This window comes from Pontibacter sp. GD7 (assembly GCF_058216375.1).
Genome location: NZ_JBYZMP010000004.1, coordinates 81,614 through 106,843, shown reverse-complemented (window position 1 = coordinate 106,843; position 25,230 = coordinate 81,614). Strand labels below are relative to the sequence as shown.

Below are 25,230 nucleotides of genomic sequence, written 5' to 3'. Positions count from 1 at the left end.
CACACGGTACTACCACAAGCTTTTTGAGAGGCCATACTTGCACAGTGGTGTAAAGGGGCTTAATGAACAAGCTATGAATGCAAAAGACAAAATTATAACAACCGCGGGTAACCTGTTCTTTGAAAAAGGCTACCTGAATGTGCTCATGGCTGATATTGCCAGGGAGGCTGGCATGAGCAAAAAAACACTCTACCAGTATTTTACGGGCAAGGAGGAACTGGTACAGGAAGTAATTAAAGCCTACCAGGCTGAGATGCAACATACTGTGGAGCAGCTCATCAAAGACTCATCAGTCTCTTTCCCGGAAAAGGCAAGCCGCATTTTCAAGTTCGTGGCCAACAGGCTGCAGCGCATAAACCCGGAGTTTATAGAGGATATAAAACTGAATTCCCCGAAGAGTTGGAAGCTGGTACAGGATTATAAAACAGATGCTGCCTACTTAAGATTTAACATGCTTCTGGAAGAAGGCGCACAACTTGGCTACATCAGGCAGGACATAAATCGTCCGCTGGCCGTGGTGCTGTATGCCAACGCACTGGAAACCATTGTGAACCCTGCGTTTTTAAAAGAGGTACCATGCCAGCTTGCAAATGAATTGCCTTATACCCCTGACGCTATGCTGGACGGCCTGGTAAAGATTATTTTCGAAGGCATCCTGAATGGCGAAGACCACTAAGTATACTTCGAAAGTATAAAAGGGACTATCCATACTTTTGGATAGTCCCTTTTGTTTATTATAAGCTCATCAATAAAATTTCCTCCACGTCTTTTATCTGGATATCGGCACGCTCTCCAAGGTTCTTCACGCCTCTTTTCTCAAAGCGCGCAACTATCTCCCTAATCGATTCCTCCCCTAACTCATAGTCCTTTAAGGTGGTTTTGATATCCAGGGACTCGAAGAAGGCAATGGTGGCTTGTAAGGTTGCTTCTATGCGTTCATCGTCTGTACCGGCATTTATACCCCACACACGCTCTCCGTACTGCAGCAGCTTTGCCTTTTTTGTTTCCTGCTTGTAGCGCAACAAGGAGGGCAAAACAATAGCCAGGGTACGGGCATGGTCAATACCGTGCAGGGCAGTAAGCTCGTGAGCTATGTAGTGTGTAGCCCAGTCCGTGGGCACACCTACCCTGATAATGCCGTTTAGAGCCATGGTGGCGCACCACATAAAGTTGGCCATGGTGTCGTAATCGCGTGGGTTTTGCATGGCTTTCGGGCCCTCCTCTTTCAGCGTGAGAAGTACAGACTCGGCCATTCTGTCCTGGAGCGGGGAGTTTACAGGGTACGTCAGGTACTGCTCCAGCACATGGGTAAAGGCATCCACGATACCGTTGCTTATCTGGCGCAATGGCAGCGTAAAAGTGGTTTCCGGATCCAGTACCGAAAACTTAGGAAATGTAAACGGACTGCCGAAGGCCAGTTTTTCCTTTGTTTCGGCTCTTGTAATTACAGAACCGGAGTTCATCTCGGAGCCTGTTGCCGGCAGGGTAAGCACAGTGCCAAACGGAACAGCTTTGGTTACCGGTTCCTTTTTAGCTAGGATGTCCCAGGGATCATTGCCTTGATATTCCAAAGCGGCTACTATAAACTTTGCACCGTCAATTACGGAGCCGCCACCTACGGCAAGTATAAAATCGATCCTGTGCCTTTTGGCCAGACTCACTGCCTGCATCAGTGTTTCATAATGCGGATTTGGCTCTATCCCCTTAAACTCAACGATACATCGATTTCCGAGGGCATCAATCACTTGCTGGTATACGCCGTTCTCCTTTATACTTCCTCCCCCATAAGTAATCATTACCCGCGCATCTTCCGGTATTTCGGTTTTAATGGCTGCTATCTGGCCTTTACCAAAAAGAATTTTTACCGGATTGTGAAATGTGAAATTGTTCATAGTTATTTAATTTATACTTTAGCGGACCTGTCAGCTACTTTAACCAGTTGCTTGCCAGTATTCTCGCCTTTAAACAAACCCAGGAAAGCCCCCGGAAGATTTTCGAAGCCCTCAGTTATACTTTCCTCATATTGCAACTTGCCCGCTTTCAGCAAAGCCACCAGTTCATTTGCGGCTTCTCCAAAACGGTCGGCATAGTCGCTTACGATAAACCCTTTCATAAGGCAGCTCTTCGTTAGAAGTATGGGTTCTACTCTAGGCCCGGTTGGGCGGCTGGTGCTGTTATACAGTGCTATCTGTCCACATATTACGATGCGTGCATATTTATTCAGCAAAGTATAAACCGCATCAGATATGTTGCCTCCTACGTTGTCGAAATACACATCAACTCCATCAGGGCATGCTTTCTCCAGGGCTTCTCTTATATTAGTAGTTGTCTTGTAGTTGATCGCTTCCTCAAAGCCTAATTCATTTTTCAGGTACGCTGTCTTTTCATCGGTTCCGGCAATGCCAACAACGCGGCAGCCTTTTTGTTTTGCAATCTGCCCGACTACAGTTCCTACTGCCCCTGCTGCACCCGACACAACTACCGTCTCTCCCTCTCTGGGCTCACCGATAAACAACAAACCACAGTAGGCAGTTAAACCCGGCATTCCCAAAACTCCCAAATGATAGCTAAGCGGTGCAAGGTCGGGATTTATACTTGTTAGCCCAGTCCCATCAGAAAGGATGTAGGTCTGCCAGGGCAGGTTGCCCATAACCACATCGCCTTTCTTGTATTTTTGGTGTCGGCTTTCCATCACTTCAGCCACCACGCCCCCGGTTATAGGTTCGTTAAGTTTATAAGGTGGCACATAAGACTTGGAATCATTCATACGACCACGCATGTAGGGGTCTACAGAAATGTAAAGAGACTTAAGTAACAGCTGGCCTTCCTCAGGTGCTGCTACTTCATGCTCGTCAAACTCGAAGCTCGACTCATCTGGTATACCTTGTGGCCTGCTATGCAGTAAAATTCTTTTTGCTTTCATAGTATAAATATGGGTTAAGTATAGTTTTATGCAATTACGGGACGCAGGGTTATACTAATTTCTGATCACACAGAAATAAAGCAAAAAGGGCTTAGCATATGCTAAGCCCTCCTTTTTATATTGCTAGTAAATTACTTTACTTTATCAACGATGCTCTTGAACGCCTCAGGGTGGTTCATGGCAAGGTCAGCAAGTACTTTACGGTTAAGGTCGATGTTGGCTTTCTTAAGGGCGCCCATCAACTGAGAGTAAGACATGCCGTGCTCACGCGCTCCTGCGTTGATACGCTGGATCCAAAGAGCTCTGAAGTCTCTCTTCTTCGCTTTTCTATCGCGGTAAGCGTAAACTAAACCTTTTTCAACTGCGTTTTTCGCAACTGTCCAAACGTTCTTGCGACGACCAAAGTAACCTTTGGCCATCTTCATTACTTTCTTTCTTCTGTGTCGTGCTGCAACGACGTTTACCGATCTTGGCATTTTGTTAAAAGTTTTGGCGGCTGGTGATTAAGATTAATCTTCAAAAAAGACCAGGCACCGGGTTCGTACTAATAGTTAACCTAAAATAATTAAATGTTAAGCATTGCTTTTACTCTGTCCATGTCAGCTGTGCTAACAAGGCCTGTGTGAGTAAGGTTACGCTTCTGCTTCGTCGTTTTCTTGGTCAGGATGTGGCTTTTGTAAGCGTGCTTACGCTTGATTTTGCCAGTACCTGTCAAAGAAAAACGCTTCTTTGCACCAGATTTAGTTTTTACTTTTGGCATGTTTATATAATTGTTTGATAAAATTACTTTTTAGGTGCCGGGGCAACTTTAGGAGCCAGAATCAGGAACATTCTCTTTCCTTCCAGCTTCGGTAACTGCTCCACTTTCGCTACATCCTCCAGCGCCTGTGCAAATTTAAGCAATAGAATCTCACCACGCTCTTTAAACACGATGGTTCTACCCACAAAGTGCACATAAGACTTCACTTTAAAACCGCTTTCAAGGAAACCCTTGGCATGCTTCAGCTTAAACTCAAAGTCATGATCATCCGTGTTAGGGCCGAAACGAATTTCTTTAATCACAACTTTCTGCGCCTTTGCCTTCATCTCGCGCGTCTTTTTCTTCTGCTCGTACTTAAATTTCGAGTAGTCGATAATTCTGCAAACTGGCGGATTAGCAGTCGGTGAAATTTCAACCAGGTCAAGATTCTGCTCATTTGCTATCTTTTGAGCATCTCTGGTCTGGAAAATTCCTTGCTCTACATTGTCACCAACTAACCTTACTTCTCGGGCAGTTATATGTTCATTGACTTTGTATGGCTCTTCCACCTTTCCACGTGGGACAAAGCGTCTGTTTTGAGTAGCTATGGCTGTACCTCCTTAATTTAGTTTATACAATTAGGCTGCGAATATCGCAAATTATCTATCAAAATGAAAATTATTTCTTAATTCTTAAGCATTTCGGCTATCTTATTCTGGAATAAGCCGATGAATTCATCCACTGGCATTGACCCCAGATCGCCTTCGCCGTGTCTGCGCACAGAAACGGCATTGTTCTCCTGCTCCTTCTCTCCTACAATTAGCATGTAAGGCACTTTACGAACTTCCGCATCACGAATCTTACGGCCGATTTTCTCGTCACGGTTGTCAACAAAGCCTCTGATATCTTGCTGCTGAAGCTTATCGTATACTTCCTGCGCAAAGTCATGATACTTCTCTGAGATAGGAAGTATGGCAAACTGCTCAGGGCTAAGCCATAACGGGAAATTGCCGGCGCAGTGCTCAATCAGAACGGCAACAAAGCGCTCAAGCGAGCCGAACGGCGCCCTATGGATCATCACAGGCCGGTGTTTGGCGTTGTCGGCACCGATATACTCTAACTGGAAACGCTCAGGCAACTGATAATCCACCTGAATAGTTCCGAGCTGCCACTTACGGCCAAGGGCATCCTTCACCATAAAGTCCAGCTTAGGTCCGTAAAACGCAGCCTCGCCCAATTCGGTTACAGTTCTTAGGCCTTTCTCCTCTGCAGCCTCTATAATCGCACTCTCTGCCTTCTCCCAGGCCTCATCAGCACCAATATACTTGGCTTTGTTCTCCGGGTCACGCAACGAGATCTGGGCAGTATAGTCCTCAAAGCCCAGGGCCTTAAACACATAAAGCACCAGGTCAATCACTTTCGTAAACTCCTCCTTCACCTGGTCTGGGCGGCAGAAGATGTGGGCATCATCCTGGGTAAAACCGCGCACACGCGTTAAGCCGTGCAACTCGCCGCTTTGCTCGTAACGGTATACTGTACCGAACTCAGCCAGGCGAACCGGCAGTTCCTTGTAAGAGCGCGGACGTGTTTTATAGATCTCGCAGTGGTGCGGGCAGTTCATCGGCTTCAGGAAGAACTCCTCGCCTTCGTTAGGCGTTTTGATCGGCTGGAAAGAGTCAGCGCCATACTTTTCGTAATGGCCTGAAGTAACATAAAGCTCTTTGCTGCCAATATGTGGCGTTACAACTGGCTGGTAACCGGCACGAACCTGTGCCTTACGCATAAACTGCTCCAAGCGCTCACGCAACAAGGTGCCTTTTGGCAACCACAGCGGCAAGCCCATGCCTACTTTCTCTGAGAATGCAAACAGTTCAAGCTCCTTACCTAGCTTACGGTGATCACGCTTCTTGGCTTCCTCCAGGCGCTCCAGGTACTCTGTCAGCTCCTTCTGCTTAGGGAAAGTAACAGCATAGATACGGGTAAGCTGCTTGCTGTTCTCATCGCCGCGCCAGTAAGCACCGGCCACGTTCATCAGCTTCACCGCCTTAATAGGGCTGGTATTTGGCAGGTGTGGTCCACGGCACAGGTCCACAAAGTTACCCTGCGTGTAGAACGTGATGGTACCGTCTTCCAGGTCTTTGATCAGGTCAAGCTTATACTCATCTCCTTTTTGGGTGAAGTACTCGGTAGCCTCGGCTTTAGACACTTCACGGCGTGAGAACTCGCTCTTGTTACGGGCCAGCTCCAGCATTTTCTGCTCTACTTTAGCAAAGTCGTCCTGCGAGAAAGTCTGCTCTCCAAGGTCAACATCATAGTAAAAGCCATTCTCTACAGGAGGTCCGATACCGAACTTGATGCCCGGGTACAGTGCCTCCAACGCCTCTGCCATCAGGTGGGCAGATGAGTGCCAGAACGTATTCTTGCCTTCTTCATCATTCCAGGTGAGCAGCTGCACCGTTGCATCTTCGTTTATCGGGCGCGTTATGTCCCAAACCAAACCGTTTACTTTGGCAGCAAGCACATTTCTAGCTAAGCCTTCGCTTATACTTAGTGCGATCTCGTAGCTGGTTACGCCTTCGTTGTACTGGCGCACCGAGCCGTCTGGCAGTGTGATGTTGATCATGTTTTTTTCTTAATCTATTGTTCTATCGTCTCCCTTGGTACAGCTGTACTATCGGGTAATGGTCTTGTTAATTTATACTTTAAGCGACTGATGGCCTGATAAGCATACGTATAGCGGGGCTCAACCTCCACCAATCGCTGATAGGTTTGCAGTGCTTTAATGTTCTGCCCGGTTCTCTCGTAGCTTCCAGCCAGCGTGCTCAGGTACTTAGGGTCATTTTTATACTTTGGGTAGGCTTTTTCCAGATGCGTCAGGGCGTCTGCTGTGTTGCCCTGGGCATATGTCGTCATACCTAATCTGTAATGCGCACCATACAGGGTATCGCTTAGCGCCACGGCCCTGTTAAAGCTCATCAGGGCGCTGTCCTGCTTCTGGGCTGCCTGGTACATCAAACCTTTGTAATACCATAGCTGGCCATCTTTGGGCTCCAGTTTTTGGGCAGCAAGCAAGTATGGCTTTGCCGCCTCATACTTCCCCTGGCTCACCAGCACACCTGCCAGCTCCCGCTGTGCGTGCATCAGGTCGGGCAGCTGCTCCAGGGCAAGTCTATAGTTACGCAGGGCCCGTGCTGTATCGCCGGTGGCTTCCAGTACCCTGCCTTTATAGTAGTAGGCATACCCATCTTTTGGCGAGAGTTCCTGTGCCTTTTCCAGGTATACCCTAGCCTGCTTATAGTCTTTCCTTTGCAGGTAAAGCTCTCCCAGCAACACATACAAAGAACTACTCTGGTAGGAGTTTCGCTCTGCCTGCAGTGCCAGTGGCAATGCTTCGTCGCGCCTGCCCAATGCGCGCAGCACCTGTGCTTTTACAAACAGCGTCGAGGGCTCGTTCTTTGTTAAGCGCACTGCTTCGTTCGCGTCGGACAGGGCTTTTTCAGCCTGCCCTTTTCTGAGCAGCACCACGGCACGGCGAGCATATAAACTGCCGTCGCGCTTAGCCTGCTCAATGGCTGCGTTCAGGTGCTTTAGCTGTGCGTCCTCATCGTCCTTCACCTCTGCCAGGTTTACCATCCGCTCACGGCTAGCCTCCTCGCCGGAGCAAGCTCCGGACAAAAGCAGCACAGCCATTCCCCACATGTATAGTAATCTTTTTACCGGCATAAAGTATTTTGCAGCCTCTGCTGCAGCTTAATTGCGCTAAATTAAGACAAATTAGCTAAATAGAGTAACACATTTCACTTAAACAAAGGCTACATAAAGCAGAAAGCCTGCTTCCGTATTAGAGGCAGGCTTTCTGAAGCTGTTGTGAACACGTTTAAATGCTCATCTTCTCTTTTAGCATGATCTTGCACCGCCTGCTTAGTTCCATCTCCTCTTTCGTGTCAAGGGTCAGGTTAAGCGCTTTCGTTAGCGTTGCCACACATGCTTCTTTATCTTTCATCTCATTGTAGACCAATGCCAAGTCGTAGTAATAGCGAATATTGTTCGGGTTGTATAAAATAGCCTTCTCTATAGCCTCTGCAGCAGCTTGGTTTGTAGATACGCCACACGCACCTCCAAAGAAAAACTTGGAAGCCGCTTTCTCAGCGAAATTCAGGTTAGCCATTTTAAAATGCCAGCGTCCTAAAATATGCCAGGCTCCGGCATGCTCGGCATTGGCTGCCAAAGCCGCATCCAGAAAAGACTTCACTTCATGGATATTCCCTAAACGTTCTTTAGGTCCGGAAACAAGTGCCTGTGCCCCCAGCGACAAAGCCATCACATAGTTGGCCTCGGCATCCTGAGGCTTTAAGGCGTAGGCTCTGTTGGCATAGCTACGTGCCTTGGAAATATGCTCCAGCTTCTTGGTCTCGTCAGGGTACCTTTCGCTGATCCGGCAATGCAGGTAACTCGCCTTGCAAAGAGCTACATAGTTTTCCGGGGATGATTCCAGCACTTGCTCGTAAACAACAAGCGCCTCGCTGTCTTTATACTTTACAAGAAGCTGCTCGGCACGCTGCAACAGTTTTTCATGCTCTGTTGCACCGCCACCTTCTGCCAAACAGGCTGTGGCTATGCAAAACAGCAATAGCAGAAACAAAGGAAATGCCTTAGAAAGTCTTCTCATAAACGATACTACACATTACAACTTACAGAATTTCAAAGACTTTTGCAAGAGTTTCGCAACCGGATCAGAAAAGATCCAGTTGCTTTTTCTCTTTCAGCGCTTTGATTTCCTCGTTGCTTTGTGTTTTATCTTCTACGTCATCAACTCCGGTGAGTTGACTTCCACTGATTTTGGCCGCTTCCTCTGCCAGTTCCTTCAGCTCGGATGGCAAAGTAACCGGACCTTTGCGTGGTGCCGCCTTCTTCACTTTCTTATCTTCAACAGGCTGCTCGACCATATCCATTTTAGGCAGTTCTACATCGTATATTTTGAAGTAGTTAAGTTTATTGCCCATGGCCTTCCAGCCTTTCACGTCAATAAAATCGCTGAGCAGTAGCTTTTCAGACAGTTTCTCGCCACGCAGACTAAGTTTATACTTAATCGTTGCCAGTGGTTGAGAGTGGGTTGATACCGCCTCTAACCTGGAGTTTTTGCTCTCAGATATAAAAGAGAACCTTTTGCCTACTGTGCTTGTCTCAACCTTGAAACGCTTCACATAGTACGTCTTGTTATCTCCTTCGTAATAAATCGCAGAGATTACTAGCTCCGGGTCAAACTTCTGCAGAACTTTGATCTTCTCTATCACATAGTGATTGGCTAGGTCAAATGAAGTAAGTTCGTAACTACCATCCTCGTAGATCACCAGTATGGTATCGTCAGTGTTGAATGAGCCCAGGTAACGACCACGCGCTTCTGTATTCAATCGTCCGATCACTTCATCGTAATAAATCTCACGACCACCCAATGTAGAGTCGCCCAGGCTCTTCTGAACGACCTTCTTCACTGGATACTTGGTAACAATATTACCGTTAGAGCCTTTGCCCTTGATCATCAGTTCGGCAAAGTCGTAGTCAAACACCTTGTTGCGGGCAGTAGACTGCGGCGATAAAGTAATGGTCACCACTTCCGACTCAGAGTTCGGGTTGGCCGTCAGGTAATGAATTTTAGAGCCTTTGCTGCCTTTTGTAAGGTCATACTCTTTATCCCTGGTAATGGACTTAACGGCGAAGCGCTTGGCAAACGAGATACCCGTTTTTCCATCCACATAGATCATGTTGTAGACCATGTGCTCATCGTTCTTGTTGTAAACGCCTGCCATGATGATATCCTTTCCAACGAATGTCTTGTCTGCCACCTTCGTTACCATGAACTTGCCATCCTTACGGAAAACTATGATGTCGTCCATATCAGAGCAGTCGCACACAAATTCGTCTTTGCGCAGGCTGGTTCCAATAAAGCCGTCTTTAGCGTTCATGTACAGCTTCTGGTTGGCAATGGCCACTTTCTGTGCCGTGATCACGTCAAAGGTCTTCACTTGGGTTTTGCGGTCACGTCCCTGGCCATACTTCTTCAGTAAGCCTTCAAAGTATGCAATCGCGTATCGAATCAGGTTAGCCAGGTTATCATCCACCACAGCCATCTCCTCTTCCAGTTTATTAATGTACTCATCCGCTTTAAAGGAGTCATACTTGGAGATGCGCTTGATCTTAATCTCTGTCAGTCGGATGATATCATCTTCTGTAACTTCCCGGCGCAGCAAGGATTTGAATGGATCTAAGCCCTTGTCGATGGCCTGCAAAACAGCTTCCCAGGTTTCGCACTCCTCAATATCACGGTAGATGCGATTCTCGATAAATATCTTCTCCAGCGATGAGTAGTGCCATTTATCTTCCAGTTCACCTTTTCGGATCTCAAGCTCACGCTTCAGCAGGTCTACTGTTTTAAAAGTTGAAATGCGCAGCAACTCATCCACCGTCATGAAGTGTGGCTTATCGTCTATGATCACGCAGGTGTTCGGAGAAATAGATACTTCGCAATCAGTGAAGGCATAAAGTGCGTCGATGGTCAGGTCCGGGGAAACGCCCGGAGGCAACTGCACCTGAATCTCCACATCAGCAGCCGTATTGTCGATCACTTTCTTTATCTTGATCTTGTTGTTCTCGCTGGCCTTCACGATAGACTCCATCAAGCCGGTAGTGGTTACCCCGTAAGGTACATCGCGGATGATGAGCATGGTCTTGTCTACTTTTTCGATAGTGGCGCGCACACGTATCTTACCACCACGCTGGCCGCCATTATAATTGGTCACATCTACCTGACCGCCATTAGGAAAGTCCGGCAGCAAAGTAGTACTACGGCCTTTCAACACATCAATAGAGCCTTTGATCAGCTCTTTGAAGTTATGCGGCATGATCTTGGTCGATAAACCTACAGCAATACCTTCCACACCCTGAGCCAGCAACAATGGAAACTTAACAGGTAAAGTTACCGGCTCATTCTTACGGCCATCGTAGCTCAGCTGCCACAGCGTAGTCTGCGGGTTAAACACCACATCCAAGGCAAACTTAGATAAGCGCGCCTCTATATATCGTGGTGCTGCAGCGCTGTCACCGGTGCGTACATCACCCCAGTTACCCTGCGTTTCAATAAGTAGGTCTTTCTGACCCAGGTTCACCATCGCATCGCCAATAGAAGCATCGCCGTGCGGGTGGTACTGCATCGTCTGACCGATAACGTTGGCCACCTTATTAAAGCGACCATCGTCCATCTCTTTCATAGCGTGCAGGATGCGGCGCTGAACCGGCTTTAAGCCATCTTCGATGGCTGGTACTGCACGCTCCAGAATTACATAAGATGCATAGTCCAGGAACCAGCCCTCATATAGGCCGGCAACAGGCGTCACGTTATGGATTACTTCTTCGTCTCCATCAGTAAATGCTACTTCCTGTCCCTCTTCCTCGTTCTGGTATACTTCCTCGTTTATATCGTCGTTATGCATATACTTCTTCAACTATGTCTTTTTCAATCTTCAAATTCTCGATAATGAACTGCTGGCGCTCCGGGGTGTTCTTACCCATAAAATAGCTCAATATCTTTTGTATTGTGGTGTCCTTCTGCAGGATCACTGGCTTCAACTTAATGTTGTCTCCGATAAACTTCCCAAACTCATCTGGCGATATCTCACCCAGACCCTTGAATCGGGTAATCTCAGGGCGCTTGCCAAGTTTCTGAATAGCTGCCTGTTTCTCCGTCTCGTTGTAGCAGTAAATGGTTTCTTTCTTGTTGCGAACCCGGAAAAGTGGTGTCTCAAGTATAAACACGTGGCCGTTTCGCACCAAATCAGGGAAGAACTGCAAGAAAAATGTTAGCAGTAGCAAACGGATGTGCATACCATCTACGTCGGCATCAGTTGCGATTACTACACGGTTGTAGCGCAGATTCTCAAGACCTTCTTCAATATTCAGGGCATGCTGAAGAAGGTTCAGTTCCTCGTTCTCGTATACCACCTTTTTCTTCATCCCAAAGCAGTTCAGCGGCTTACCTCTTAAGCTGAACACAGCCTCTGTATCCACATTTCTGGATTTTGTGATAGAACCACTCGCAGAGTCACCCTCGGTTATAAAGAGTGTAGAAAGGAGTGCGTTCTCATGCTTGTCCTCGTTGAAGTGCAGGCGGCAGTCACGCAGTTTGCGGTTGTGCAGGTTGGCTTTTTTGGCACGCTGGTTCGCCAGTTTCTTAACGCCTGCCATGTCCTTACGCTCACGCTCACTTTGCTCTATTCGCTTCTTCAGGGCCTCTGCTGTTGTCGGGTTTTTGTGCAGGTAGTTATCTAGGTGCTCTTTAACAAAGTCATTTATGTATGCACGAACCGCAGGCCCGTCAGGCCCCATGTCGATAGACCCCAGTTTTGTTTTCGTCTGAGACTCAAACACCGGTTCCTGCACACGCAATGAGATGGCACCAACTATGGAGCCACGGATATCCGCAGCATCGTAGTCTTTCTTATAAAAGTCACGCACCGTTTTAACCACTGCCTCACGGAAAGCCGCCAGGTGCGTACCGCCCATGGTCGTATACTGGCCGTTAACGAATGAGTAGTATTCCTCGCCATAATCGTTGCCATGGGTTAGCGCCAATTCAATGTCAAACCCTTTCAGGTGGATGATAGGATAGCGCATCGCTTCCTCATCGGCTTTATTGCGGAGCAGGTCCAGAAGGCCATTTTCGGAGTAGTACTTCTTGCCGTTGAAGTTGATGGTAAGCCCTGCATTCAGGTACACATAATTCCATATCTGGTTCTCCAGGTATTCCGGGTTGAACTGGAAGTTCTTGAAAATGGTATCGTCTGGGGTAAAAACAGTAAGCGTTCCGTTACGCTGCGAAGTAGCCTCCAGCGGCAAATCATTCAACAGTACGCCTCTTTCAAACTCGGCAACCTTCATCTGTCCCTCGCGCACCGACTGGATTCTGAAGAAGCTCGACAAAGCATTTACTGCTTTTGTACCAACACCATTCAGACCAACCGATTTCTGGAAAGCCTTGCTGTCGTACTTACCACCGGTGTTTATTTTACTAACGCAATCGATCACCTTGCCCAGCGGAATGCCGCGACCATAGTCGCGTACCTGTACTTTATGGTCTGAGATTTTAATGTCGATAGTTTTACCGAAACCCATTACGTGTTCATCGATGGAGTTGTCGATAACCTCTTTCACCAAAATGTAGATACCATCGTCGGCAGCTGATCCATCGCCAAGCTTACCAATATACATACCAGGACGCAGCCTGATATGTTCGCGCGGCTCTAAGGAACGGATACTGTCTTCGGTGTAATTGTGCTCTAACTCTGCCATTATAAAAGCGTAAGTATAGTTGTTTAGGTTTAATCAATCGGAAATATAGAAAAATAAAAGCGACCTACTGCAACAAATAGTTCCAGGGTATGAACAATTTAAGGTTCCGGGGGTAATCAGTTGCTAATTTTTTTAGCAATCTAAAAATCGGATTTATGTTTGCTTTTCCTTTCCACTTCTACTGAACCATAAAATTAAGGCACTGGTTCATCAAAATCAAGTTAATTTGCCTTTACTTCGGCTATTGTTTTTAGCAAATTTATATATTAAAACATATATAAATTGAAGCAAACATTTAGTTACTTTAGCACCGAATGCACGCCTGTACTTCAGGCTTAGCGATATATGAAATTACAACTACCCAAGTACATTAAATTTATACTTATCCTTCTGGGCATTGTGCTCTTGGTAGGTATCATGCAAACTTTCAAGTCGGTGCTTGTGCCGCTTGCCTTTGCTCTATTGATCTCTTTACTGTTGCTGCCCCTTATCAAAGACCTGGAGCGTTCCCGCATCCCGAGACCCATTGCCATACTTCTCTGCATTGTGCTGATCGTGGTGGTGGTAGGTGTGGTGGTCTGGTTCCTGACCATGCAGCTGATCAGCCTTACCTCTGAGCTCGACACCATAGGCAACAACATTGGCGACCTGATAGACAAAGTACAGGTATTCCTTTACAACAAATTCGGCATTGAGCCTTCCAACAGGGCAGACCTGGTGCGGAACGCCATTGGCAGTTTGCAGGACATCACCACTACTTTTCTGGGCAACACCATTTCCATAACAACAGGCGCTATCTCGATCCTGGTGCTGATGCCGATCTTCGTGTTCTGCTTTCTGTATTACCGCGATCACCTGGAGCAGTTCCTGTTCAAGTTTGTTGCCAAAGACAGGCGCAGCAGCCTGGTGCAAACCGTGGTAAGTATACAGCAGGTGGTGCAAAGCTATATCTCGGCCCTGATGATCGTGATATTTATAGTGGCATTACTGAACTCGGCGGGTTTGCTGTTGCTTGGTGTAAAGTATGCGATCTTCTTTGGTGTGTTTGCCTCCATCCTTACCATCATCCCTTACATCGGTATCCTGATCGGTGCTACCCTGCCTGCATTGCTTACGCTTGCCACCACCGGCCATTTGATCGATGCCATACTTGTGGTGGGTGTATTTATGTTTGTGCAGTTTCTGGAGGGCAATTTTATTACGCCTTATGTGGTGGGCTCGCGGGTAAGTATAAATCCTTTTGCGGCTATAGTTGGATTATTGATCGGTGGCGAGATATGGGGAGCAGCCGGCATGATCCTTTCCATACCTTTTATAGCCATGCTCAGGGTAATGTTTGATGTGTACCCGCCACTGGCTCCGTTTGGTTTCCTGTTGGCTGATATTGACGAGGTTAACCACAGAAAACGTGGGAGACTGGGTACCTGGCTGAGCGAGATATGGAACGGCATCTGGCACGGAAAAAAGAGAAAGAACCACTAAGGAAGAAATGCAGGAAAGTATATTAAGTGTAGGTACAGGAATTGAAACGGAATACTAAAAATTTTGGTTTAGGTATAAACGAAATGCCAAAGGCAGAGCTGCCCGACGGCACGGACTTAAACCCAAACCACTTGTACGCGATAGTAGACATTGAGACAACAGGCGGACAGCCGTCTCAGGACAAGATCACAGAGATTGCCATTTTCATACACGATGGGAAGCAGGTTGTAGACAAATACAATACCCTGATAAACCCGCAACGGCCTATCCCCTATTTTATCTCGCAGCTTACCGGCATTACCGATGAAATGGTAAAGGACGCCCCCAAATTCTATGAGGTGGCCAAGGAGATCGTGGAGTTTACTGACGGGAAGGTGTTTGTGGCCCATAACGTACGTTTCGACTATTCCTTTATCAAAAAAGAGTTTGCCGACCTGGGTTATACTTTCCAGCGCAAAACGCTGTGTACCGTACGCCTTAGCCGCAGCCTGATACCTGGCCTGCCATCGTACAGCCTGGGCAAACTCTGCAAAAGTATAGACATACCCCTAAAGCAGCGACACAGGGCCATAGGCGATGCCGAAGCCACTGCCAAATTGTTTGACAAGCTTATCAAGCTAAACCGCCCCGTGGTGGACGGCAACATGCACATGGCCGCCGAGACAACGCAGGTGCTAAAGCAGGAGATCAAAACATCGCTGCTGCCACCCGATATCTCAAAAGAACAGATGGATGCGCTGCCAATGGTGCCCGGTGTGTATTACTTCCACAATGCACAGGGCGAGGTGATCTACGTGGGCAAGAGCATCAACATCAAAAAGCGCATCATCCAGCACTTTAACATCGACTACAAAAGCCGTAAATCGCTGGATTTCAAAAACAGCATTGCGGACATCTCCTATGAGCTGATGGGTAATGAGCTTGTTGCCCTGTTGTATGAGTCGGCGGAGATTAAGCGCATGAAGCCAAAGTATAACAGGCAACAGCGGCGCAGTGTGTTTAACACCGGCATTTTTACCTACCTCGATGATAAGGGATATAAGCGCCTGACCTTCGGAAGTGTAAACAAGGCGGACAACATCAGCATGACACCGATCATCGCCCTGTCTAACCATTACAAGGCAAAAGGTTTCCTGTTTCATAAAGTGGCCAAGTATAACCTGTGCCAGAAACTCTGCGACCTGTATAAGACAACCGGCGCCTGCTTCGATTACCAGGTACACCAGTGCAATGGCGCATGTGTGGGCAAAGAAAGCCCTGAAGAGTATAACCAGCGCGTGGATGCTGCACTGGACTCGTTTACCTATGAGCACAACACCTTTGTGATCCTGGGCAAAGGACGGGAGCCAGGCGAAAAGTCGGTGGTTGTGGTGGAGTATGGCACCTACCTTGGATTTGGCTTTGTGGACGAAACTTTCTCAGCCTCCTCGCTGGAAGATTTCAAAGACGTGATCACCCGCTTCAACGACAACAAAGACATCCAGCAGATCATACGCGGCTACATGCGCGGCAAGCACAAAGACAAAGTGATTGTGTTTGATTAAGGGGATTTAAGATTTCAGACACAGGATTTCAGACACAAGACAAAAGACAAAAGACTGAGGACCATGCCAGCCCCTAGCCTCTATACTTTGAGATAAATTTTGACTCAAGGTAATGTAACTCATAATTCATAATTCATAGTCTCACTTGTGCTCTTGCAGCCATTTGAAGATTTCCTCGGTGTCTTCTTTGCGGCACAGTTCGGAGCCGGGTGTCATGGTGGCGGCAGTACCGGCTGCCACTCCGTAGCGGATCACCTCATCTAGCGGACATCCTTTAAGCAGGCTTAGCACGATACCTGCCACCATACTGTCTCCGGCACCAACAGCGCTTTTCTGCGGCACGGTAGGCGGCACCACGTAGCTTATCTCATCCTTAGAGGCAAGCATGGCACCGCGTGGCCCCAACGACACCACCAGCACTTTACACTTACCCTCGGCAATTACCTGTTTTGCGATCTCTTCCTGCTCCAGCGCTGATATTTCTTCTCTACCGGCCAGCGCAGCCAGTTCGCCAAGGTTAGGTTTTAGCAGGTACACGCCCTCCCCTGCCGCCTTCACAAGTGCATCTCCCGACGTGTCCACAATTAGTTTGAAGCTTTTCTTGTGCGCTACGGCTGCCAGGCGCAGATAAAAATCATCGGGCACGCCCGGGGGCAGGCTTCCGCTGGCAACCACGTAAGCTGGCACCTCGTCGGCTGGCATCTGCTCCAATTTATCCAGGCACTGCTTCCATTCGTCCTCATAGGTATCAGGCCCGGGCATCCCGAACCTGTACTGGTTACCCGTGGCCGTTTCCATCACCATCAGGTTTTCGCGGTTCCAGTTTTTAGTTTTCACAGTCCAGGTTACCACTCCCTCCGCTTCCATGAGCTGTTCCAGCATCTGTCCGGTGGCACCGCCAGCTAAAAACCAGGCACAAGACTCCCCTCCCAACTTTTTAATTGCCCTCGACACGTTCAGGCCGCCGCCACCCGGCTCAAAAACCGGCTCTTCGCAGCGCAGCTTTTTCTCGGGTACCACATGGCCTATTTTGGTGCTTTTGTCAAGGGCGGGGTTTAAGGTGATGGTAATGATCTTGTGCATATGTTTACTTTCAATTTATTGTTATTAGGGCTTGAGTAGCCTTAGTCACGTGTGATCTCGAACTCGCGTTTGTCGCCGGTAGTAAAAGTATAAACCTCACCCTTTACCCCGATCTTCACTTCATTGGTCCAGCCCCTGTCAAAAGAGATCACCATCTTGTTGTGCGTCAGGTGTACAGAAAGCCAGTGACTGCGGTAACGGAGCTGCAGGTTAAGGCAGCCTATTTCATCGGGCAGCACCGGGTTGAGCCAGAGCACATCATCACGGATTTCGAGGCCGGTGTAGCAGCGCTGCACCAGGTCCACGGTGCCGGCCATTGCGCCGAGGTGAATGCCTTCCGGGGTGGTTCCTCCCTGTACATCTTCCAGGTCACTCAGCATCGCGATCTCAAAATTTAGCCATGAACGTTCCCGGTCAGAGCGCGCCAGTACCCAGGAGTGCACGATCTTGCTTAACGTAGACCCATGTGATGTCCGGTGCTCGTAATAGGCGATGTTATCGAGTATACTTTCGGGCTTGAAATCATACCCCATTTTGCTGAATATCTGCTGTAGTTCCTCTGACGAGAACAGGTAAAAGAGCATCAGCACATCCGCCTGCTTACTGGCTTTATACTTGTTCACGTTGTCGTTTTCGCTTTCCAGGATGCGGTCCAGGCGCATGGCTTCTCCATACTTTACCTTGTACGCCTCCCACGGAAACTCCTGCAGCTGCTCATACCCCTCAAACTGCGCGATAATGTTGCTTTCACCGATAAACGGCACATACATTCGCTGACTGATGTGCTGCCAGCGCTCAATGTCATCTGTGGAAATAGCGCATTTGTGTTTCAGTTCCTCCACCCGCGAGCTATCCAGTTCCTCCATTACCTGCAGGGCACACTGTATCACCCAGGCAGCCATTACATTGGTATAGGCATTGTTATTCAGGCCAGGGCTTTCGGAGCCGGGGTACTCGGTGTGGTATTCGTCAGGCCCAACCACATTGCGTATCTCATAGCGGCCTTTTTCCGGACTTAAGATGGCGATAGTTGACCAGAACTGTGCGATCTCAAAGATAAGTTCGGCCCCGTTAAAGATCAGGAACTCCCTGTCGTGGGTGGCCTGGTAGTAATGCCACACATTATAGGCCACGGCGGCGTTTATGTGGCGCTGCAAAAAAGTGTTGTCTGGCAACCACCTCCCCGATTTTGGGTTAAGGTGTATGACCTGGCTTTCCTCGCGGCCGTTGCTCCCGCTCTGCCACGGAAACATGGCACCTCTGTAGCCTGCCTCAATAGCGGCATAACGGGCCTCAGGCAGGCGGCGGTAACGGTACATCAGCAATGCCCTTGTAAGGTCGGGCAGCCGCAGGTTCAGGAAAGGGAAAATAAAGAGCTCGTCCCAGAAAATATGGCCACGATAGGCCTCTCCGTGCCAGCCCCGGGCCGGTACGCCAATGTCGCGCCCAATAGAGTGCGCCGATACCGTTTGGAGCAAATGAAAGATATGTAGCCGCAGCACAGCCTGTGCTTCCTCATTGCAGGTCAGCTCCAGGTCGCAGCGATGCCACAACCGAAGCCAGGCGCGGCTGCTGATCTCCAGCAATTGGTTGAATCCCCCCAGCTTCTCGATGTTTGTGCATGCCTCCAGCATTGGTTCCGATATGGCAAAGTCCCTGGAAGTATAGAGCAGCACGACTTTCTCGATGGTTACCGCCTGCCCCTGGTTACAGTTGATTTTAAGTAACTGTTCAACATAGTCCGGCTTTGCCTTGTGTTGCCGTTCCACGGCCAGTCTTTTACCGTCAGCGTACACCAGGGTGCGTGCGGCCTGCGCCATCCTTATCTTTGATTGCCTTGTCTGGGTAACTAAGTATAGCGTGTCCTGATCATACTGGTCGGCCTCTACCGGCTCCAGGTGCTTGCTCTCCAAAGAGCGGTAACGGGCAACGCCGCTATTGGTCACGCTGCCATCCAACGCAACTTTCACCTCGATCTCGCCAGACCAGTTAAGTGGCGTTATCTCCCAGCAAAGCGCAGCCAGGTGCGGGTTGGCCATACTTACAAACCTCCGGCTGATCAATTGCGTCTCACGGCCTGTGGAGTCTTTAAACCGAACGGTTCTGGTAAGCAAGCCTTGCTGCATATCCAGTTCCTGCACAAAATCCAGTACCTGCACCTTAGACAGGCTAAACCACCCGCCACCTTTATGCCGGAAGGTAATAGGCAGCCAGTTTGGCCAGTTAACCAGGTCCTCATTCTCTATCTGCCTGCCTGCTACCTCAGAAACCAGCCGGTTATAGCCGCCCCCCAGGTAAGTACCCGGGTAATGCACCTGCTCGTCGGCAGATTCTTCCTCAAAGGCCCCTCGTGTTGCAAAACAGCCATTGCCCAGCGTGCAAAGCGCCTCACGCAAAGGCTGCTGACCTGGCTCCCAGGTATCATACGTTATCTTCCATTCCTGCATGTGCGTTTTTTGAGAGGTGGTGCGTAAGTTTTTGCAGGAACTCCTCTACTTCCTCCACGTTTTCCAGCCTGTACTCGGCCGCAGTTTGTTCGTCGTGCTCACCCACCAGAATTCCAATTCCCCTGCCCTGTAACTCCGCAAAGGCATCTTCATCGGTAATGTCATCGCCAATGTAAAGCGGTACAATGTCCGGCCTGTCTAGCCCCAGTTCCGAGAGCAGCCACAGTACTGCCTTGCCTTTGTGCCAGTTAAGGTTTGGTTTCAGCTCTATGATCTTTTTCCCCAACCCTTCCTTGAGTGCGTGATGCATTTGCAGCACATCAGCAACAATGCGCTTTAGTTCGGCCACATGCTCCTCAGGCACGTTTCGGTAGTGCACCGCTATGGCGTAGCGCTTACGCTCCACCATGGCGCCCGCTATGTGCTTTAGCCTGCTGTTAAGTTCTTCTTCCGCTGTGTCCAGGGCAGGTAGGGCATCCTTGGCGCCGCCGGGCTCCGTGTGCATGTCGCCTGGCCCTGAAATATCAAAGCCATGCGAGCCCGCAAAGTATAAATTATCAAGCTGCACCAGGTTGGCAACGTTGGCCCGGTCACGGCCGCTCACAATGGCCACACTGCATACCTGCGCCAGTCGCTGTAACGTATCCCGCATCTCTTTGCTAAGTATGGCTTTGTCGGGGTCTTTTACGATGTGGGTCAGGCAGCCGTCGTAGTCTAAAAATACAGCAGGCTTTTTACCCTCGAGCAGTTGCGGAATTTGCTGCAGGGCAGATGGCAAGGTTTCAGGGTTGTGTTTGTGAGCAGTTGCTTCCTTTTTCATGGGTTGTTTATAGGGAATTCCTGTAGTACCATGTCGGCACCGTGGTTCAATAATCGGGTAGCATCGCCGGTTCTGTCTAATCCTACTACCAGGGCAAAACCACCTGCTTTACCAGCCTCCACGCCGGCCAGCGCGTCTTCAAAAACAGCTGCTTCTTCAGGTGAAACATGCAATTGTTCTGCGGCCTTCAGAAAAATATCCGGCGCGGGTTTGCCTTTTAAATTAAGCTCGGCGGCTACCACCCCATCTACGCGTGCATCGAAAAGGTGTTCTATTTTGGCAGCCTCCAGTATGGTTTTACAGTTTTTACTGGCAGATATGATGGCCGTTTTAAAGCCTTGGTCACGTTGCTGCTGCAGCCAGGCAACGGTATCCGGGTATACTTGCACGCCACCTGCCTTCACCAATTCCTGAAAGTATAAATTCTTCAGATTGCCCAACCCTGTCACCGTCTCACTTCCAGCCTCATCTTTCGGTGTACCTTCGGGTAAAAAAATCCCCCTTGAGGCCAGGAAATTACGCACCCCGTCGTAGCGTGGTATGCCATCAATGTACTGCCTGTAATCTGTGCTGATGTTCAGGGGTTCGTATACTTTGCCATCTTCAGACGCACGTTTCAGCAGGAAACTGTCAAACATTTTCTTCCAGGCCTGCGCATGCACTTTGGCAGTTTGCGTAACCACACCATCCAGGTCAAAGATCAAAGCTTTGATTTGCTTTTCGGCCATCAGGTTGTTCAGGTTGTGTTTCATTCTCAGAGTTCGTACGCTGCGGACTTACCCTCTTGCCATGCACGCAAGCTTTCGAAGGTTGTACAGATGAACTGGTTTACGGCCTCCTTTGTCAGGAAAGCCTGATGCCCGGTTATAAATGCCCGCTCATGCTGCAGCAATTCGTTCAGCAAGGGGTCATCCACCTTGTCACGCTCCCGGGAGTGGTCTGTAAAGAAGAGCTTTTTCTCCTTTTCATACACATCCAGCCCCAGGTAACCGATCTTTCCGCTGTTCAGCCCCTCCAACGCGTCTTCGGTTTTCAACACGGCTCCACGCGCCACGTTTATCAGCATCACCCCGTCTTTCATCATGTCAATTTTCTGCTTGTTGATCATGTGGCGGGTCTGGCTGTTCAGGGGCACATGCAGCGAGATAATGTCTGATTGCCGGCAAAGTTCGTCCAAAGAAACATAGCTGGCGTTGCATCCCTTTTTTAGTTCCTCTTTTTCAACGATATCGTGGATCAGGACACGGCACCCAAAACCACAAAGTATGCGCACCAGTGCCTCGCCTGTATCGCCGGCGCCAACAACGCCCACTGTTTTCCCATGCATGTCGAAGCCCACCAGGCCTGCCAGCGAAAAGTTATAGTTGCGCAGTCTTGTATAAGCCTCGTGCAGGTGCCTGTTCAACGACAGCATTAAAGCCACGGCGTGCTCAGCCACAGAGTATGGTGAGTAAGTAGGCACGTTTGCTACTTTTATCCCCAGTTCCTTTGCTTTCTCCAGATCGATGTGGTCGTAGCCACGGCTGCGGGTTGCGATATACTTTACGCCCTTCCGATGAAGCTTTTCAATAACCGGTGCCGGTGCTGCATCTGTGGCAAACAACACCACGGCATCTCCTACCGGGGCTTCATCCACTGTATCTTCGTTCAGGAAGCTCTGGCACAGTTCAATTTCCAGCCTGCCCTGCTCCTCATTCCGGATAAAGGGCTTTTCGAAATCCTGCACACTAAAAAAAGTAACTTTCATAGATCATAGATTTGGGTTACGACTGACTCAGGTTACAATTTACCCGGATCGTCCTGCTGATGAATAAATTCTTCATCGTCGGGCTCGTTTTGGAAGCGTATCTTCTTATATATTTCAGCAATCCAGATAACAGACGAGGACAGCAGCAGAATAACAAACAGATCCAGCACAGGCAACTCTTCGAACCGGAAGATACCACTCAGGAATGGCGTGTAAACGACCAGCAACTGAAGGGCAACCGATACTAAAAATGCGATGTTGATATACTTGTTGCTGAACAAGCCAATGGCAAATACTGATTTTTTAATAGACCGCATGTTAAAAGTATTGAAGACCTGTGTCATGGCGATTACGATGAAAACAGCTGTTCGGGCAAGTTCTGTCTCCTGTGCTTTGTAGTAGGAAAAAACACCCAACGAGAGCACCAGCATGACCACACTCATCAGTAACAAATATGGGATAACCGACCTGTCAAGTATGTTAGCATCGCGGGCAACCGGCTTTTGCTTCATGATCTCGCCGTGGCCACGCTCTGCAGCCAGGCCAAGTTCCATTACACCATCGGTAACCAAGTTTACCCAAAGTATCTGGGTGGCGGTAAGCGGAAAAGGCCACCCTAAAGCAATGGCGATTATAAATACAAACACAAAGGCAAAATTTGTGGTGAGCAGGAAAAAACTGGTCTGCCGCACATTCTGGAACACGATCCTGCCTTCGCGTATGGCCCGCACAATGGTAGCGAAATTATCATCGGAGAGTACGATATGGGAGGCATCCTTGGCCACGTCGGTGCCCCTGATGCCCATGGCAATGCCTACGTCGGCGCGTTTAAGTGCAGGCGCATCGTTTACGCCATCGCCGGTCATGGCAATCAGGTGGCCTTTTTCCTGCATGTGCTCTGCTATGCGCAGCTTAGTGGTAGGGCTCACACGGGTAAACACCGACACATGGTCCACCAGATCATCGAACTTGCCATCCTGTTCTTCCAGTTCATCTTCCTGCAACGCATCTGGGTAATTTTCAACTGTCTCGTCGTCGTCCAGGATGCCTACTTCGCGGGCAATGGCGGCCCCAGTTTTCTTGTGGTCTCCGGTTAGCATCATCACCCGTATGCCCGCCGACTTACACGCTTTAACCGCTTCCTGCACTCCCCCGCGGGGTGGGTCTACGATACCGGTTATGCCTACCCATACCAGGTCCGTAACTTCTTCTGCGGTCAGTCCTTCTGTACTCCTGTTGGTGTCTTTGTAGGCAAGCGCCAGTACCCTCATAGCGTGGCCAGCCCACTCGTCCATCACGGCCTGCACCTGCTCCCGCTTCTCTTCACTTAATTGCTGCGGGCCATCGGCGGTAAGTATACCTGTACTCAGTTTGAGGATCTTTTCCGGGGCCCCTACCACCAGTATTTCCTGCTTTCCGTCTGCCTCAACTAAAGTGGCCCTGAACTTTTGCTCTGAACTGAATGGCAAATCATCCAGGCGAGTTGCCTTAGGTTGACTTTCTGCCTTTGCTTTACGGGCAAGCACCAGCAGCGCAATTTCGGTAGGGTCTCCGCTAGCTTTATCTTCCCCATCGTTCGGCTTGTTTTTGTCGTTCGTGTCACTTTGCTCCTGCTCACCGGCTAGCCTGGCGTTGTTACAGTGTGCGGCAACAAACAGCAGTTTGTTGAGCACGGGGTTTTGCGCGGCATCTATTGGCTTATCGTTGTGGCAGATCTCTCCATCTAGCACATAGCCTGTGCCCGTAACCTCCAGTTCGCTGCCATCACCCAGGAAAAGTCTTTTTACAGTAAGTATACTTTTGGTAAGGGTTCCGGTCTTGTCGGTAAGTATAACCGAGATGGAGCCCAGCATTTCTGTTGCAGTAAACTCCCGCACAATGGCATTCTGGTTGGCCATGCGCTTGGCCCCGATAGCCAGCACAATGGAGATGACTGCGGGTAATCCTTCCGGGATGGAGGAAACCAGCGTGGCTACCGTAATCAGGAGCACCTCCTCAAAAGCGAAGCCGCGCACAAAATAGCCAAGTATAAAAACCACCAGCGAAGTGGCTATGGAGATCATAGCCATTTGCTTGGCCAGTCGCTCTGTCTTTTTCCTGAAGTTGGAAGAGGTGGCTTTGATGTTGCTGAGCGATTTGGAAATTTTACCGATCTCGGTATTGGCTCCTGTGCCTGTTACCACGGCAGTGGCCGTGCCCCGGGCAACATGGGTGCCTTTAAACAGCATGTTCACCCGGTCGCCGAGGTTGCATTTCTCAGGAAGGGGCTCTGTGTGTTTCTCAATGGGCAGGGACTCGCCGGTAAGCGAGGCCTCCACTGTCTGCAGGTTCTTGCATGCCACCAGACGGGCATCTGCGGGTATGCTGTCGCCTTCTTCCAACTTAATTATATCGCCAGGCACCAGCAGTTTGGCTTCTATGGTTTTGGGTTTTCCATCACGCACAACAGTGGTTTCCTGTTTGATCATGCGCTTCAGGGCAAGTATGGCCTTTTCGGCGCGGTACTCCTGCAAAAAGCCAAGTATGGCATTGAACAGGATCACGCCAAGTATAACGTACACATCCACACGCTGATCGGCATACCAGGCCACCCCGGCTGCCAGAAACAGGATCAGGATCAGAAAATCCTTGAACTGCTTTAAAAACAGCAGCACAGGATTCACGCCTTCGGTACCTGTCAGTACATTGGGGCCTACTTCGTTCAGCCGCTTTTCAGCCTCTTCCTCGGTAAGTCCGTCTTTGCTCGCATGCAGCTTCTCCAGCGTTTCATCAACAGGTATGCTATGGTAGGGATACTTCTGATCTATTGCCATATTTAATGCTGGTTTCAGCTAACTCTTCAGGGCTTATGGGAAGACATTACTAACTATGGAATACCTTCGGTACGCTCGTGCGGCGGAATATCAGGCCCTTGCTCCGGCCGTGTCGATCTTGTTTTGCCGCCGGTTATGTATCCTGTCGGTCCCGGGGGAGTGCGTTTACCATCGTCCTCACGCAAGATGGCTTTCTTATCCTTGCTGCTATCCGCTTCGTGCTTGTTATCTTTCTTCATCATCTTCTTCTACACAGGTTAAATTACTTTATGCTTGTACGTTAACAGCAC

General features: G+C 49.1%; 20 protein-coding genes. 3 read left to right on the top strand and 17 right to left on the bottom strand.

Annotation, left to right across the window (positions count from 1 at the left end):
• Nucleotides 1–73 precede the first annotated feature (73 nt).
• A complete protein-coding gene (locus AC4BAP_RS07840; protein WP_490582072.1) occupies nt 74–676 on the top strand; it encodes a TetR/AcrR family transcriptional regulator in 603 nt (200 codons plus the stop codon).
• 58 nt (nt 677–734) lie between these two features.
• Here AC4BAP_RS07840 and AC4BAP_RS07835 read toward each other — a convergent pair whose 3' ends face one another.
• From AC4BAP_RS07835 to AC4BAP_RS07790, 10 genes are all read right to left on the bottom strand, one after another.
• On the bottom strand, nt 735–1,892 hold the full coding sequence (locus AC4BAP_RS07835) for an iron-containing alcohol dehydrogenase (RefSeq protein ID WP_490582071.1): 1,158 nt from the start codon (nt 1,890–1,892) through the stop codon (nt 735–737).
• Nucleotides 1,893–1,903: 11 nt separating this feature from the next.
• The gene (locus AC4BAP_RS07830; RefSeq protein ID WP_490582070.1) at nt 1,904–2,923 is read right to left on the bottom strand and encodes an NADP-dependent oxidoreductase; all 1,020 of its coding nucleotides are present in this window, start codon (nt 2,921–2,923) and stop codon (nt 1,904–1,906) included.
• 131 nt (nt 2,924–3,054) lie between these two features.
• Nucleotides 3,055–3,399 carry a 50S ribosomal protein L20 gene (gene rplT, locus AC4BAP_RS07825; protein ID WP_490582069.1) on the bottom strand — a complete coding sequence of 115 codons (345 nt, stop codon included), beginning with the start codon at nt 3,397–3,399 and terminating at the stop codon, nt 3,055–3,057.
• Nucleotides 3,400–3,488: 89 nt separating this feature from the next.
• Nucleotides 3,489–3,683 carry a 50S ribosomal protein L35 gene (rpmI, locus tag AC4BAP_RS07820; RefSeq protein ID WP_490582068.1) on the bottom strand — a complete coding sequence of 65 codons (195 nt, stop codon included), beginning with the start codon at nt 3,681–3,683 and terminating at the stop codon, nt 3,489–3,491.
• Nucleotides 3,684–3,706: 23 nt separating this feature from the next.
• Nucleotides 3,707–4,231, bottom strand: coding sequence for a translation initiation factor IF-3 (gene infC / locus AC4BAP_RS07815; protein WP_490582067.1), 525 nt, complete (start codon nt 4,229–4,231; stop codon nt 3,707–3,709).
• 116 nt (nt 4,232–4,347) lie between these two features.
• Entirely contained in the window at nt 4,348–6,285 is a 1,938-nt protein-coding gene (thrS, locus tag AC4BAP_RS07810; RefSeq protein WP_490582066.1) for a threonine--tRNA ligase, read from the bottom strand.
• A 14-nt stretch (nt 6,286–6,299) separates the two neighbouring features.
• Nucleotides 6,300–7,385 carry a tetratricopeptide repeat protein gene (locus AC4BAP_RS07805; protein WP_490582065.1) on the bottom strand — a complete coding sequence of 362 codons (1,086 nt, stop codon included), beginning with the start codon at nt 7,383–7,385 and terminating at the stop codon, nt 6,300–6,302.
• Nucleotides 7,386–7,539: 154 nt separating this feature from the next.
• A complete protein-coding gene (locus AC4BAP_RS07800) occupies nt 7,540–8,331 on the bottom strand; it encodes a tetratricopeptide repeat protein (protein WP_490582064.1) in 792 nt (263 codons plus the stop codon).
• Nucleotides 8,332–8,395: 64 nt separating this feature from the next.
• Nucleotides 8,396–11,149 carry a DNA gyrase/topoisomerase IV subunit A gene (locus tag AC4BAP_RS07795; protein ID WP_490582063.1) on the bottom strand — a complete coding sequence of 918 codons (2,754 nt, stop codon included), beginning with the start codon at nt 11,147–11,149 and terminating at the stop codon, nt 8,396–8,398.
• Nucleotides 11,142–13,004: a DNA topoisomerase IV subunit B gene (locus tag AC4BAP_RS07790; RefSeq protein WP_490582062.1), complete on the bottom strand. Its 1,863-nt coding sequence runs from the start codon at nt 13,002–13,004 to the stop codon at nt 11,142–11,144. Before AC4BAP_RS07790 ends, AC4BAP_RS07795 begins: the two co-directional genes overlap by 8 nt.
• A 345-nt stretch (nt 13,005–13,349) precedes the next feature.
• Between AC4BAP_RS07790 and AC4BAP_RS07785 the strand changes: the two genes are divergently transcribed.
• The gene (locus AC4BAP_RS07785; RefSeq protein ID WP_490582061.1) at nt 13,350–14,486 is read left to right on the top strand and encodes an AI-2E family transporter; all 1,137 of its coding nucleotides are present in this window, start codon (nt 13,350–13,352) and stop codon (nt 14,484–14,486) included.
• A 41-nt stretch (nt 14,487–14,527) separates the two neighbouring features.
• On the top strand, nt 14,528–16,030 hold the full coding sequence (locus AC4BAP_RS07780) for an exonuclease domain-containing protein (protein WP_490582060.1): 1,503 nt from the start codon (nt 14,528–14,530) through the stop codon (nt 16,028–16,030).
• A gap of 141 nt (nt 16,031–16,171) precedes the next feature.
• On the opposite strand, the gene AC4BAP_RS07775 is transcribed toward AC4BAP_RS07780, so the two are convergent.
• From AC4BAP_RS07775 to AC4BAP_RS07745, 7 genes are read right to left on the bottom strand one after another with little or no spacing between them, the layout of a single operon-like run.
• Entirely contained in the window at nt 16,172–17,113 is a 942-nt protein-coding gene (locus AC4BAP_RS07775) for a 1-phosphofructokinase family hexose kinase (protein WP_490582059.1), read from the bottom strand.
• A 41-nt stretch (nt 17,114–17,154) separates the two neighbouring features.
• Entirely contained in the window at nt 17,155–19,560 is a 2,406-nt protein-coding gene (locus tag AC4BAP_RS07770; protein ID WP_490582058.1) for a glycoside hydrolase family 65 protein, read from the bottom strand.
• A complete protein-coding gene (gene otsB / locus AC4BAP_RS07765) occupies nt 19,535–20,380 on the bottom strand; it encodes a trehalose-phosphatase (RefSeq protein WP_490582057.1) in 846 nt (281 codons plus the stop codon). The genes AC4BAP_RS07770 and otsB overlap by 26 nt, the downstream gene beginning before the upstream one ends.
• Nucleotides 20,377–21,132, bottom strand: coding sequence for a beta-phosphoglucomutase family hydrolase (locus AC4BAP_RS07760; RefSeq protein WP_490582056.1), 756 nt, complete (start codon nt 21,130–21,132; stop codon nt 20,377–20,379). The genes otsB and AC4BAP_RS07760 overlap by 4 nt, the downstream gene beginning before the upstream one ends.
• A gap of 2 nt (nt 21,133–21,134) precedes the next feature.
• The gene (locus tag AC4BAP_RS07755) at nt 21,135–22,127 is read right to left on the bottom strand and encodes a 2-hydroxyacid dehydrogenase (RefSeq protein ID WP_490582055.1); all 993 of its coding nucleotides are present in this window, start codon (nt 22,125–22,127) and stop codon (nt 21,135–21,137) included.
• A 32-nt stretch (nt 22,128–22,159) separates the two neighbouring features.
• The gene (locus tag AC4BAP_RS07750; RefSeq protein WP_490582054.1) at nt 22,160–24,940 is read right to left on the bottom strand and encodes a cation-translocating P-type ATPase; all 2,781 of its coding nucleotides are present in this window, start codon (nt 24,938–24,940) and stop codon (nt 22,160–22,162) included.
• A 53-nt stretch (nt 24,941–24,993) separates the two neighbouring features.
• Entirely contained in the window at nt 24,994–25,182 is a 189-nt protein-coding gene (locus AC4BAP_RS07745; RefSeq protein WP_490582053.1) for a hypothetical protein, read from the bottom strand.
• Nucleotides 25,183–25,230 lie beyond the last annotated feature (48 nt).